The organism is Albidovulum aestuarii (genome assembly GCF_029961185.1).
Lineage (GTDB): Bacteria > Pseudomonadota > Alphaproteobacteria > Rhodobacterales > Rhodobacteraceae > Albidovulum > Albidovulum aestuarii.
Window position 1 is genome coordinate 816,128 of the sequence record NZ_JASBQQ010000001.1, and the last position, 11,984, is coordinate 828,111.

Consider the following 11,984-nt stretch of genomic DNA (forward strand, 5'->3'; position numbering starts at 1 on the left):
CTCGCTCCGTTATCCGATCAGCGCATTATAGGCGGCTTCGTCCATCAGCCCGTCCAGCGCGGACTTGTCGGCAAGCTTCATCTTGAAGAACCAGGCCTTGCCGGTCGGGTCCTCGTTCACCATGCCCGGATTGTCGGCCAGTTCGTCATTGACCTCGACGATCTCGCCATCCAAAGGCGCGCGGATGTCGGATGCGGCCTTGACGCTTTCGATCACGCAGATCTCGTCATCCTTCGACACGCTCGTGCCCGCCTCGGGCAGTTCGACGAAAACAACATCGCCGAGTTGCTCGGACGCATGCGCTGTGATGCCTACGGTGACGATATCGCCCTCGGCGCGGAGCCATTCATGATCTTCGGTATATTTCATGGGTCTTTTCCCCTGCTGGTTAACGTTTGTATTGGTTGGGTTGGAACGGCATGGGCGAGATGGCGGCGGGCAGACGCTTGCCCCGAACCTCGCCGTAAACCACGGTGCCTTCATTCAGGTCGGCGGGCAGATAGGCCATCGCCATCGGCGCTTCGATCGAGGGGCCGAAACCGCCCGAGGTGATGGTGCCGATAGCGGCACCGCCTTCGGGACCGGCAAACACTTCCGTCCCCTCGCGCATCGGCGCGCGGCCCTCGGGGCGCAGCCCCACGCGGCGGCGGGCGGGGCCATCGGCCAGCTCTTTCAGGATGCGCGCCGCACCCGGGAAGCCACCCTCGCGGGCGCCACCGGCGCGCCGCGCCTTCTGGATCGCCCAGGTCACATTGCCCTCGACCGGGCTCGTCGTGGTGTCGATGTCATGGCCGTAAAGGCACATGCCCGCCTCAAGCCTGAGGGAATCGCGGGCGCCGAGGCCGATGGGCGCGACCTCCTCCATCGCCAGAAGCGCGCGGGCAAAGCTGAGCGCGAATTTCTCAGGGACGGAAATCTCAAACCCGTCCTCGCCGGTATAGCCAGACCGCGAAATCCAAAGTTCCGCCGAGTCCCACTGCCGAATCGCAACGTCCATGAACTTCAGGTCGACCACATCCGGCACCAGCCGGGCCAGCGCCGCCTCGGCCGCCGGTCCCTGAAGCGCCAGAAGCGCCCGGTCGGTCACCATGCCCAGATCGCAGGTGTCGCCCAGATGCGCCTTCAGATGCGCAAAATCCTGATCCTTGCACGCGGCATTGACCACGAGGAACAGGTGATCGCCCCGATTGGCGACCATCAGGTCATCGAGAATCCCGCCGATCTCATTGGTGAAAAGCGCATAGCGCTGGCGGCCCTCCTTGAGGCCGAGGATATCGACCGGCACCAGCCGCTCCAGCGCAAGCGCCGCATCCCCGACCGCGCCCGACTTCGCGCTCATCAGGATCTGGCCCATATGGCTGACATCGAAGAGCCCGGCGCCAGAGCGCGTGTGAAGATGCTCCTTCATCACGCCCATCGGATATTGCACCGGCATCTCATAGCCAGCGAAGGGCACCATCTTGCCGCCAAGCTCGATATGCAGATCGTATAGAACCGTACGCTTCAGATCGGCCATGCCGTCCTCCCTCTGTCACGCCGGTCTATGGTGTCCGGCATCGCCAAGGGCGGTCAAGACCGCCCGTTCCGATGCCCCCTCTGTCCTTTCGCCTGAGATCGTTATCCCTTCGGCGCCCCATCGGGGTCTCTCCAGAGTTTCCGTTGCCAGACCGGTCCTTGCGCCTGAGAGTTTACCGGGGCGGTTGCTCCTTCGGCACCAGACGGGGCCGTGCGGCCCCTCCGGATTCTCCCGGATCTGACATAGCCTGAATACCCGGTTCGCCACCGTTCTGGCAAGCCTGTATGCAATGGGATACATTCTTGCGTGTTAGCGCATGTCTGCTGAAACATGCTTGCGCATCCACTGCCGCCGCGCCAAGGATCAGCGCATGGCAAAGGACCTCCACCCCGCCTTTTTCGGCTATGGTTCACTCGTCAACCGGGCGACGCATGACTACGCCCCCGGCGAAGCGGTGACGCTGACTGGCTGGCGCCGGGTCTGGCGGCATACGCGGCTGCGCGACTGGCCTTATCTCTCGGCCGAACGCGCCGAAGCCGAGATCGACGGGCTGATCGCCGCCGTGCCCGATGACAACTGGGCGCTTCTCGACCAGCGCGAGGCCGCCTATCGGCGCCACCCCGTCGCGCACGACCATGTCACCGCCGCGCCCCTCTGGGCGCACCGGATCGAGATTTACGCGGTGGACGACGTCCATGGCGTGGCCGCGAACCACCACCCGATTCTGCTCAGCTATCTCGATACCGTCGTACAGGGGTTCCTGCGCGAATTCGGCGAGGCGGCCGTTGCGCGTTTCTTCAACACCACCGCGAACTGGACATCGCTCCTCGACGACCGTGCATCGCCGCATTATCCCCGGCATCAGAAGACCAGCGCGGCGGAACGGCGACTGGTCGATCATCATATCGACGCCCTCGGCCTCAAGCGCCGAAAGGTTTGACCCGGAGAACGAGGATGAGAACGGATTTCGACCGCGAACTGGAAGAACGTCTTGTGCGCTACACCGCCATCGACACGCAAAGTGACGATAGCACGGGAATTCAACCAAGCACCGCGATCCAGCTCGACCTTCAGCGGCTTCTCCTTGACGAACTGACGGCGATCGGGGCCGTGGATGTGCGGCTGACCGACTACGGCGCGGTGCTCGCCACGATCCCGGCCACGGTGGAAAACGCGCCTACGATCGGCTTTCTCGCTCATGTCGACACCGCGCCGCAATTCAATGCGACCGGGGTCAAGCCGGTTGTGCACCGCAACTACAATGGCGGCGCGATCAGCTTCGCTGACGCGCCCACCCTGACACTGACACCCGAGGTCTCGCCCTATCTCGGCCAGAAGTCCGGCCATGACATCATCACCGCCAGCGGCACGACGCTGCTCGGTGCCGATGACAAGGCCGGGGTCTCGGTCATCATGACCGCCGCGCGCCACCTTATTGCCAATCCGGACATCCCCCACGGGCCGATCCGCATCGCCTTCACGCCGGACGAGGAAATCGGCGCGGGCGTCGACGTGCGCCTGCCCGCCGATCTCGGCGTCGATTTCGCCTATACGTTCGATGGCGGCGAAGTGGGCGAGATCGAGTACGAGACGTTCTCGGCCGATGGCGCAACGGTGACCGTGACGGGCGTCTCGATCCATCCCGGCTGGGCCAAGGGCAAGCTCGTCAACGCGCTCCACCTCGCCGCGAAGATCGTCCAGACCCTGCCCCACGCGACCATGACGCCCGAGACGACCGAGGACCGCGAGGGCTTCATCCATATTTACGAAATGAAGGGCTCGGCCGCCGAGGTGGTCATGAAGATCATCCTGCGGGATTTCGAGCGGGACGGGCTGACCGCCAAGGGCGAGTTGCTGCGGCAGGTCTGCGCGGCCGTGCAGGCGACCGAACCGAGGGCCGAGATCACATGCGAGATCAGGCCGCAATACCGCAACATGCGCTACTGGCTGGAAAAGGACATGGCGCCCGTGGAGCTCGCCCATGCAGCCTGCCGCGATCTCGGGCTTGAACCGGTCTCGATCCCGGTCCGGGGCGGCACCGACGGGTCGCGGCTGACCGAAATGGGTGTGCCCTGCCCCAACCTATTCACCGGCATGCAGGAAATTCACGGACCGCTGGAATGGATCAGCGTGCAGGACATGGCGGTGGCAACGCAACTGTTCCTGAAAATAGCGGAACGGGCGGCGCAAAGGTAAGCAACTGGGTTTCGACCCAGCTTGCCGGACCGATTATAGCGTTTCAGGTTTCCGTTGTTTCAACCACAACCCGAAACGCTTTAGCCCTTCGCCCGCACATTCTGGAGAAGTGGCATCAGCTCGGCCATTTCGGGTCCGTGCGGCTGACCGGTCAGCGCGTGACGCAAAGGCATGAACAGCCCCTTGCCCTTGCGGCCGGTCTTTTCCTTAACCGCCGCCGTCCACTCGCCCCAGGTCGCCTCGGTGTAGGGCGGCTCGGGCAGCAGTGCCATCGCCTCGGCCACGAACTCCGCATCCTCCGGCGCAATCACCGGCTCCGCCCCGTCGCGGCAAAGCACCCACCACGCGCCGAGGTCGTCGAGCTTCGTGATGTTCTGCGACGCGACGCGCCAGAAGCGCTCGGCCATCTCCTCCGGCACGCCGAGCGCCGCGATGCGGTCCTTCACCGCGTCGAAGGGCAGCGCTTGATTGCGGGCGCGGGTCAGCGGCCACAGATCCTCGGCATCGAACTTGGTCGGTGCCGCGCCGAACTGGCTAAGCTCGAACCCGTCGGCAATCTCATCCAATGACATCATCAGCTCCACCGGCTGCGATGAGCCGAGCCGCGCCATCAGGCTCAGAAGCGCCTCTTTCGCCACGCCCTGCGCGCGCAGATCACGCAAGCTGAGTGTGCCAAGACGCTTCGACAGCCCCTCGCCCTGCGGCCCGGTCAGCAGCGAATGGTGCGCGAAGGCGGGCGGGGTTCCACCCATCGCGCGCATGATCTGCACCTGCGTCGCGGTATTGGTCACGTGGTCGGCACCGCGCACGATATGGGTGATGCCCATGTCGATATCGTCCACCGACGACGCGAAAGTATAAAGCACCTGCCCGTCGGCGCGGATCAGCACCGGGTCCGAAACAGAGGCGGTGTCAATCGACACATCGCCCAGAATCCCGTCAGTCCATTCGGTGCGCTGCTGGTCGAGCTTGAAACGCCAATAGCCGTCGCGCTCTGCCCTCAGCTTGTCCTTCTCCGCCGCCGACAGGCCCAGACCCGCCCGGTCATAGACCGGCGGCTTGCCCATGTTCAGCAGCTTCTTGCGCTTCAGATCAAGCTCGGTCGGCGTCTCGAACACCTCGTAAAGATCGCCCGAGCCGCGCAACTCTTCCGCCACCTCGGCATAGCGGCCAAGCCGCTCCGACTGCTTCTCGATCCGGTCCCAGTGCAGGCCAAGCCATTCAAGATCCGCTTTGATCCCGTCTGCATATTCCTGCTTCGACCGTTCCTGATCGGTGTCATCAAGGCGCAGGATGAAGGTGCCGCCGGTCTTGCGGGCGATCAGATAGTTCATCAGCGCGGTGCGCAGGTTGCCCACATGGATATAGCCGGTGGGCGACGGGGCGAAGCGGGTCACGGTCATGGATAGGTCTCCTGTCGCGCCCCCTCTTTCACAGGACGCGCATTTTGTCCATATGAGGGAGGGTTAGGAGAGACGTATGAACGACTGGCTGGGGCGCACCGCGCCCGACCTTTACACGATCGAACAGATGGCTCGGGCGACGGTCTCTGACCTGCCGGCCCAGTTCGCCTCGCCCGCCCGCGCGGTGGTGATCCGGATTGAGGACTTCCCTCCCGAGGATTTCCTCGACGAGATGAACATCGAAAACCCGTTCGAACTGACCGGGCTCTATGACGGTATTCCGCTGACGGAGAAGTCGGTGATGGATGTGGTCGACCGGCCCGACACGATCTGGCTCTTCCGCCGCCCGATCCTCGACGAATGGGCCGAACGCGGTAATGTCTCGCTTGGCCAGCTCGTTGCCCATATCATGGTCCACGAGCTCGCCCACCATTTCGGCTGGTCTGACGATGAGATCGCTGAGATTGACCGCTGGTGGGAATGACGGGCAGCATCGGCACCGCGTCCTCGCCGAGAAAAACGCCTGATTATTGAGCAAAAACACCGCCTCATGGTCAATCGAACGGCAATGACGCAAAGAACGCGCCGACCGAATTGACAAGACAACCCATGCATGCGGCATAATCAGTGCAATGTTGGGGGGTAATCGGCCGCATGATCGCAGATAGTCCGGCAATCCGCGACGCGCTGTCGGCCAACATTTTCACAATTGCCGTACTGGCCTTCACCGAGGCGCTTGAAACACAGGTCTGCGCAGTTCGCACCTGCCTCGTGCTTGGCAAGGACGCCAACGATCAGATTGTCCGTGATCATCACTCGCTTCATCATCCGCCCCTTCGTGGGATCGGACCCTAATTCCAGCTGGAGGAGTATCCCGTGGACGGTCAGACTTCCTTCACTGAATTGTTTGATCCAAACCCGCAACTCTTGCGTAACCCTGTCACCAGACGAGGTGGGATGGGGAAACGTGTTCGATCACAAGCGCATGGATCCGGAAGATGAGAGGAGGCGCGCATTGAGCCGTTTTCGATACTCTATGGCAGAGATGAGGGCGGGCACCCTTCTGATTGTGTGTCTGGCGGCGGTGCCGGCTCAGGCCCAGGACCGGGATCGGATGCTCTTCCACGACTCGAACGGCCTGACCGTGCGCGGTCACCTGCAATTTGGTTTTAACGCCGTCAGCGAGCAGAACCTGTTCTGGGACCTCGCCGCGACGACCGCGCCGGGCAGTGGGTATGACCCTGATACGAACTGGCTGGAAGTGTACATCAAACCCGGTATCAGCTTCGAATATGAGCTCGACGCAGGTGCCGTGCTTTATGGCAAACTCTCGGCCGTATCGTCCTATACTCTGGGCACCGACGCCTTCGACACGGGCGACACCGGCGCCACAACGCTCGAAGAGGCCTATCTTGCCATCCGTGGCGATCAGGGCAGCGGCCTTTCCTACGATGTGTCGCTCGGTGCACGCGAATTGACCCTCGGGACCGGCATGCTGATCGCAAGCGGAGGGACCAGCGGATTCGAACGCGGCGCGCTGAAGTTCGGCCCGCGCAAGGCTTGGGAAATGGCCGCAATCGGACGCCTGACCTACGGGAACGTCACCGGGACGGCGTTCTATCTGGACCCGAACGAGTTGCCATCCACCGACGGCGGCAACCAACTCGCAGGTGTCGATCTGCGCATGGATGACCCAAGGGGCGGTTATCTCGGGGCCACATTCGTGGACGTGCTCAAGTCCGACTCTCCGTACCCCCAGGCAGCACCCGGCGGCGTTGGCGCGCCCACGGTAACGCCCGGCGCTCGGGAAGACACCAAGACCCTGAACATTTACGCCAAGACGAACCCTTTCTCAGGCGACCTGGAAAACTGGACCTTTACGAGCGACCTCGCCTACCAGTGGAATGACCGGATCGACATGGAGGCCTGGGCCGGTCGCGTTACGGCCGGCTATACGTTTGCAGGCCTGCCATGGGCGCCAAACCTCACACTGGGCTACCAGACGTTTTCGGGGGACGATCCGGACACGTCGAAACTGGAACGGTTCGACCCGCTTTATTATCAGGGAAGCCCCAGCGCCTGGGCGACAGGGTCCAAATCGGCCTCGACCTTTATCAACTCTAACGCGAACGCGCTCACGCTGGCACTCAGGGTCCAGCCGACACAGCAGGATACCCTGACACTGAGGTACGCGCATATCCGGGCGAACGAGTTGAACAGCCCGGTCCAGTTCGGTCAGGCGACCCGTGTGGATATCAACGGAAATGTGGTGTCGGGCGTGACGGATGCGCATCTCGCTGATGACATCTTCCTTGAATACAGCCGCATCATCAACCGAAACACTTTTCTGGCGGCCGGCGCTTCCGTCTCCTTCCCAGGTACGGGAATAGACAACGTCATCGGCCAAAACGCTGACCCGTGGACTGGAGGATTCGTAAATGTCGTCTTCAATTTCTAAGGCAGCTCTGATCGCGGTCAGTTTCGGGATCAGCGCGGCGTCAATGGCTACGGCCCAGAACGCGCCGCTTTCGGCCCAAGACTCGGACCCGCGGGTCATGGGCTGGATGGAAGGTTTCCCACCGTCGCCGGACAAGCTCATCACCCAGCCGGACTCAAACTTTTTCAGCTTTCCCAAGTTGCGCTGGTCGGTCTGCCATCTGCGCGAGTTCCTGCCGACCGAAGAAATCAGCCGAGGCCTCGGCGCACCGGTACCGCTCGACTACCTGACGCCCGCCGAGTTCGCCGAGACAGCGCGTGAAATTGATGCGCTGACCTTCACCCCGATCGATGGCGACGCGCCGATGACGTGGGAGCAATCGCTCTACGCCAACTACACCGACGGCATCCTTATCCTGCACATGGACCGCGTGGTCTACGAGCGCTATTTCGGCTGCCTCGCCGAGGACGGCAAGCACGCGGCGATGTCGATGACCAAGTCCGTCACCGGCCTTCTGGGAGAGATCCTTGTGGCCGAGGGTGTGCTCGACGATACGGCACTGGTCCGCGACATCATCCCCGAGATCGGCGACAGCGCCTTTGCCACCGCGACCGTGCGGCAAGTCATGGATATGACGACCGGCGTCCAGTATTCGGAAAACTACTCCGACCCCAATGCCGACATCTGGCTTTACTCCAGGGCGGCCAGTCCGCTACCGAAACCAGAGGACTACGAGGGCCCGGACGGGTATTGGGAATACCTTCAACAGGTGAAGCCCGAGGGCAATCACGGCGATCAGTTCCACTACAAGACCATCAACTCCGATATGCTCGGCTGGATGATCAGCCGCGTTACGGGCAAGTCAGTGACCGAGCTTGCCTCGGAACGGCTCTGGCAGCGCATGGGCGCCGAACAGGACGCCTACCAGACGGTCGACGGCAAGGGCGTGCCCTTCGCTGGCGGCGGCATATCGGCCGGCCTGCGCGACCTCGGCCGGCTCGGTCTGCTGATGCTGAACGGGGGCGAGATCAACGGCGAGCGCCTTTTCCCGGCCGAGGTCGTGGACAATATCCGCGCCGGCGGGGACCCGGCGAAGTTCACGGGCTTCGCCACGATCCCGAATGGCAGCTACACCAGCCAGTGGTGGGTCTTCCATAACGATCACGGCGCCTTTGCCGCACGCGGCGTTCACGGGCAGACGATCTATGTCGATCCGACCGCCGACATGGTTCTCGTGCGGTTCGCCTCGTTCCCGCAGGCGCAGAACGGCTTCATCGACCCGACCTCGCTGCCCGCCTATCAGGCCGTGGCGGAATATCTCATGTCGCGCTGACCATCGCGTCAAACGCAGCCGCGAGACCGGCACAACACAAGAATGTGATGCCGGTGCCGTCTGCGCTGACATAGGCTTTTTGAGTCAAAACGGAGGCTGCCATGACCACCAAACTCACCCGTCGTCACGCTCTGCTGGCCGGGGCCGCCGCACCGCTTGTTGCGCTCGCCGCCACGCCTGCCCGCGCAAAGGCCGACATGAAGGGCATGACCACGCCGCTCTTCAGCCGCTTCAAGCACGGCGATTTCGAGGTGACGACCCTTCTGGCCGGGACAAGGCCGGTGGAAGAGCCGCAATCGATCTTCGGCATGAATGTCAGCGCCGAGGACTTTGCCGCCGTCTCGGACGCCGCGCATCTGCCGACCAATGTCGCCCAGTTTTTCTTCACGCCGACGGTGGTGAATACCGGGGAAGAGCTCGTGCTCTTTGACACAGGCCTCAATGCCGAAGGCATAACGGCCGCTTTGGCAGCCGCCGGATACACGCCCGATCAGGTCGATACCGTCGTCATCACACATATGCATGGCGACCATATCGGCGGGCTGAACTCCGATGCCGGGGCAACCTTCCCCAATGCCCGCTATGTCACCGGATCGACCGAACACAACCACTGGTCAGCGGCGGGCAATGAGGGTTTCGACGGCAAGGTCAAGCCGCTCAATGACAAGTTCACCTTCCTCGACGATGGCGGCAGCGTCGCCTCGGGCATCACGGCGCTTGCCGCGCATGGCCATACGCCCGGCCATATGGGGTACATGATCGAAAGCGGCGGCAAGGGTCTGGTGCTGATCGCCGATACCGCGAACCACTATGTCTGGTCGCTGGCCAAGCCCGACTGGGAGGTGAAGTTCGACATGGACAAGGCCGCCGCCGCACAGACCCGCCGCAAGATGCTCGGCATGATCGCCGCCGACCGGCTGCCCTTCATCGGCTATCACATGCCCTTCCCCGCCACCGGCTTCGTCGAGGCCGATGGCGACGGATTCCGCTATGTGCCGTCCTCATATCAGCTTATGCTTGGCTGACACCGAACGCCGCCGCCCCTTGCCGGGTGGCGGATTTGCGGTCAGGGTCGGGGAAATGATGTAGGCCCATGACCCCGATCCTGACCGTAACCCTCAACCCCGCACTTGATATCGCCACAGCGACCGATGGGGTGCGTCCGGGGCCGAAACTGCGCTGCGATACCCCGCAGGTGGACCCCGGTGGCGGCGGCATCAATGTCAGCCGGGTGATTGCCCGACTGGGCGGCGTCTCGACCACCTTCGTCGCGCTTGGCGGCGCGACGGGAGAGCGACTCTCCGCCGCGCTGGCCGTCGAGAAGATCGCAGCCCATCCCTATCCGGCCCCAGGTGAGACGCGGGAAAGCCTGTCGGTCACCGACCGGGCCACCGGCGCGCAGTACCGCTTCGTCCTGCCCGGCCCGGTCTGGACCCAGGGACAGGGCAAGGCCGTGCTGACGGCCATCGCCGATGCCGCGCCGGAAGGCGCGCTTGTGGTCCTCTCGGGCAGCCTGCCGCCGGGACTGCCCGTCGATCTGCCCGCGCGCCTGACCCGATCGTTAACCCGCAAGGCCGCACGTCTTGTCCTCGACACATCAGGTGCGACGCTGATCCGCGCGGCCGATCCCGTCCGCTCCGCCCATGTCCTGCGCATGGATGAGGCCGAAGCCGAGGCATTGGCGGGTGGGCATCTAAAGACACGGGGCGACAGCGCCGATTTCGCCGAAGCCCTCGTGCGTCGGGGCGCGGCCCGCATCGCGGTCATCGCAAGGGGCGCGGACGGGTCGGTTCTGGCCACGGAACGCGAACGCTGGTTCGCCAAGGCCGCGAAGGTGCCGGTAAAAAGTAAGGTCGGCGCGGGCGACAGCTTCCTCGCCGCGTTCACCCTCGCACTGGCCCATGATCGCGCCCTGCCCCGCGCCTTGCAAGAAGGCATGGCCGCTGCATCGGCGGCAGTGATGACCGAGGCAACGGAGCTTTGCCGCCGCGCCGATTTCAGGCGGTTGGTCAAGGAATGCCCGGTTGAACCCGTCTGAAACCTAACAAAAGTAAGATGGGTTCAAACCCACCTTACGAGGGTTGGCCGATTGAACGGCGCTGGATGCCCAGCCGGGTCACAGCGCCCCCTCGTCCGTCAGCGACATTGGCCTCGTGGTCGACCCGTCGGAATAGGCGATGCATTGCCAGCGCGCCTGCTGCGGCCCGACGCCGACGATGACCTCGGTTCCGGCCTCGGAATAGCTGGATGAGAGCAGAACCACATCGGGGTTGCCTGTCTCGACTGTTACCGCCTGCAAACAAGCCTGATCTGCGGCACTCGGCATTTCAGCGTTCGACGATGGCAGTGCCGAGGCCGACGCGTCTCCGCTGCCCTCGATCAGAAACTCCCCGGCCGCCCATCCCTCGTAACCGGGGTCTGCCAGCGTCGCGACCCGGCACCACCGGCGCCCCTCGGCCATGCGGCAACCGAGATTGCGGAGGTTCGTGCCGTTCGCCAGAAGCGTGACAAGCGCGGCCCCCGCCGAAGGTTCGGCGCGAAGGTTCAGCCCACTGCCCGACGTTTTCACCACGTAAAAATCCGGCCCGCCCGCAAGCCCGTCCGCATAGTCGCCCTGAACCACCTCTCCGGTCGCGCCGGTGATCGCGATGTCGAGCGTGAAGTCCGACCGCTCACCGCGCCGGGCTGCAACCCGCATCATGTAGACCGAAATCGTATAGTTGCCCGAGACCGGCAATGCTACTTCGAAGCGATTGAGATCGGGAACATCGACACCGGTCATGCTGCTGTTTGCGATTGCCTCGCCTCCCGGACCGCTGCCGGGCGCATAGACGTTGAAATAGGTCGCAAGGTTCGAAGGCGCGAGCGCCACCGTCATCTTTTGACCCGCCTCGGCACCGACGACGTAGGAGACCGATTCATATCCAACAATCTGGTCGCGGATCGTGGTGCCGCTTGCCCCCGCAGCGAAATGCACCTGTTCGGTGCGGATATCCTGGGCAAAAGCAGTACACGGAATGCACAGCAGGCAGAACAGTGCGACCCTGGACAAAAAGCGTTTCATTCCCGTCTCCCCGAGATCCGTTGCAAGAATTGGCG

The 11,984-nt window shown here is 63.4% G+C and carries 12 protein-coding genes and 2 riboswitches; of the genes, 8 read left to right on the forward strand and 4 right to left on the reverse strand.

The window, feature by feature from the left end:
* Window positions 1-9 precede the first annotated feature (9 nt).
* Entirely contained in the window at window positions 10-369 is a 360-nt protein-coding gene (gcvH, locus tag QKW60_RS04190; protein WP_282366680.1) for a glycine cleavage system protein GcvH, read from the reverse strand.
* 19 nt (window positions 370-388) lie between these two features.
* Window positions 389-1,516, reverse strand: coding sequence for a glycine cleavage system aminomethyltransferase GcvT (gene gcvT, locus QKW60_RS04195; protein ID WP_282366682.1), 1,128 nt, complete (start codon window positions 1,514-1,516; stop codon window positions 389-391).
* A 70-nt stretch (window positions 1,517-1,586) separates the two neighbouring features.
* A riboswitch (glycine riboswitch) is annotated at window positions 1,587-1,658 on the reverse strand.
* A riboswitch (glycine riboswitch) is annotated at window positions 1,659-1,760 on the reverse strand.
* A gap of 126 nt (window positions 1,761-1,886) precedes the next feature.
* Here gcvT and QKW60_RS04200 point away from each other — a divergent pair.
* Together QKW60_RS04200 and pepT are read left to right on the forward strand one after the other, a co-directional pair.
* Entirely contained in the window at window positions 1,887-2,456 is a 570-nt protein-coding gene (locus tag QKW60_RS04200; RefSeq protein WP_282366684.1) for a gamma-glutamylcyclotransferase family protein, read from the forward strand.
* Between the two features lie 14 nt (window positions 2,457-2,470).
* Window positions 2,471-3,712 carry a peptidase T gene (gene pepT, locus QKW60_RS04205; protein ID WP_282366687.1) on the forward strand — a complete coding sequence of 414 codons (1,242 nt, stop codon included), beginning with the start codon at window positions 2,471-2,473 and terminating at the stop codon, window positions 3,710-3,712.
* Between the two features lie 80 nt (window positions 3,713-3,792).
* On the opposite strand, the gene gltX is transcribed toward pepT, so the two are convergent.
* Window positions 3,793-5,115 (reverse strand): glutamate--tRNA ligase, encoded by a 1,323-nt coding sequence (gltX, locus tag QKW60_RS04210; RefSeq protein WP_282366689.1) that lies wholly within the window; start codon window positions 5,113-5,115, stop codon window positions 3,793-3,795.
* A 76-nt stretch (window positions 5,116-5,191) separates the two neighbouring features.
* On the opposite strand from gltX, the gene QKW60_RS04215 reads away from it, so the two are divergent.
* From QKW60_RS04215 to QKW60_RS04240, 6 genes are all read left to right on the forward strand, one after another.
* Window positions 5,192-5,599 (forward strand): metallopeptidase family protein, encoded by a 408-nt coding sequence (locus QKW60_RS04215; protein WP_282366691.1) that lies wholly within the window; start codon window positions 5,192-5,194, stop codon window positions 5,597-5,599.
* Between the two features lie 170 nt (window positions 5,600-5,769).
* Window positions 5,770-5,970 carry a hypothetical protein gene (locus QKW60_RS04220; RefSeq protein WP_282366692.1) on the forward strand — a complete coding sequence of 67 codons (201 nt, stop codon included), beginning with the start codon at window positions 5,770-5,772 and terminating at the stop codon, window positions 5,968-5,970.
* A gap of 160 nt (window positions 5,971-6,130) precedes the next feature.
* Complete coding sequence (locus QKW60_RS04225; protein ID WP_282366694.1) at window positions 6,131-7,573, forward strand: alginate export family protein; 1,443 nt, start codon at window positions 6,131-6,133, stop codon at window positions 7,571-7,573.
* Window positions 7,554-8,885: a serine hydrolase domain-containing protein gene (locus QKW60_RS04230; protein ID WP_282366695.1), complete on the forward strand. Its 1,332-nt coding sequence runs from the start codon at window positions 7,554-7,556 to the stop codon at window positions 8,883-8,885. Before QKW60_RS04225 ends, QKW60_RS04230 begins: the two co-directional genes overlap by 20 nt.
* A gap of 101 nt (window positions 8,886-8,986) precedes the next feature.
* Window positions 8,987-9,910, forward strand: coding sequence for an MBL fold metallo-hydrolase (locus QKW60_RS04235; RefSeq protein ID WP_282366697.1), 924 nt, complete (start codon window positions 8,987-8,989; stop codon window positions 9,908-9,910).
* A 68-nt stretch (window positions 9,911-9,978) separates the two neighbouring features.
* Entirely contained in the window at window positions 9,979-10,923 is a 945-nt protein-coding gene (locus tag QKW60_RS04240; RefSeq protein WP_282366698.1) for a 1-phosphofructokinase family hexose kinase, read from the forward strand.
* 78 nt (window positions 10,924-11,001) lie between these two features.
* Here the strand turns inward: QKW60_RS04240 and QKW60_RS04245 are convergent, their stop codons facing one another.
* Window positions 11,002-11,949 carry an SH3 domain-containing protein gene (locus tag QKW60_RS04245; protein WP_282366699.1) on the reverse strand — a complete coding sequence of 316 codons (948 nt, stop codon included), beginning with the start codon at window positions 11,947-11,949 and terminating at the stop codon, window positions 11,002-11,004.
* Window positions 11,950-11,984 lie beyond the last annotated feature (35 nt).

Coding starts and splice junctions, on each gene's coding strand:
- gcvH (WP_282366680.1), bottom strand. CDS start 369: ATGAAATATACCGAAGATCATGAATGGCTCCGCGCCGAGGGCGATATC.
- gcvT (WP_282366682.1), bottom strand. CDS start 1,516: ATGGCCGATCTGAAGCGTACGGTTCTATACGATCTGCATATCGAGCTT.
- QKW60_RS04200 (WP_282366684.1), top strand. CDS start 1,887: ATGGCAAAGGACCTCCACCCCGCCTTTTTCGGCTATGGTTCACTCGTC.
- pepT (WP_282366687.1), top strand. CDS start 2,471: ATGAGAACGGATTTCGACCGCGAACTGGAAGAACGTCTTGTGCGCTAC.
- gltX (WP_282366689.1), bottom strand. CDS start 5,115: ATGACCGTGACCCGCTTCGCCCCGTCGCCCACCGGCTATATCCATGTG.
- QKW60_RS04215 (WP_282366691.1), top strand. CDS start 5,192: ATGAACGACTGGCTGGGGCGCACCGCGCCCGACCTTTACACGATCGAA.
- QKW60_RS04220 (WP_282366692.1), top strand. CDS start 5,770: ATGATCGCAGATAGTCCGGCAATCCGCGACGCGCTGTCGGCCAACATT.
- QKW60_RS04230 (WP_282366695.1), top strand. CDS start 7,554: ATGTCGTCTTCAATTTCTAAGGCAGCTCTGATCGCGGTCAGTTTCGGG.
- QKW60_RS04235 (WP_282366697.1), top strand. CDS start 8,987: ATGACCACCAAACTCACCCGTCGTCACGCTCTGCTGGCCGGGGCCGCC.
- QKW60_RS04240 (WP_282366698.1), top strand. CDS start 9,979: ATGACCCCGATCCTGACCGTAACCCTCAACCCCGCACTTGATATCGCC.
- QKW60_RS04245 (WP_282366699.1), bottom strand. CDS start 11,949: ATGAAACGCTTTTTGTCCAGGGTCGCACTGTTCTGCCTGCTGTGCATT.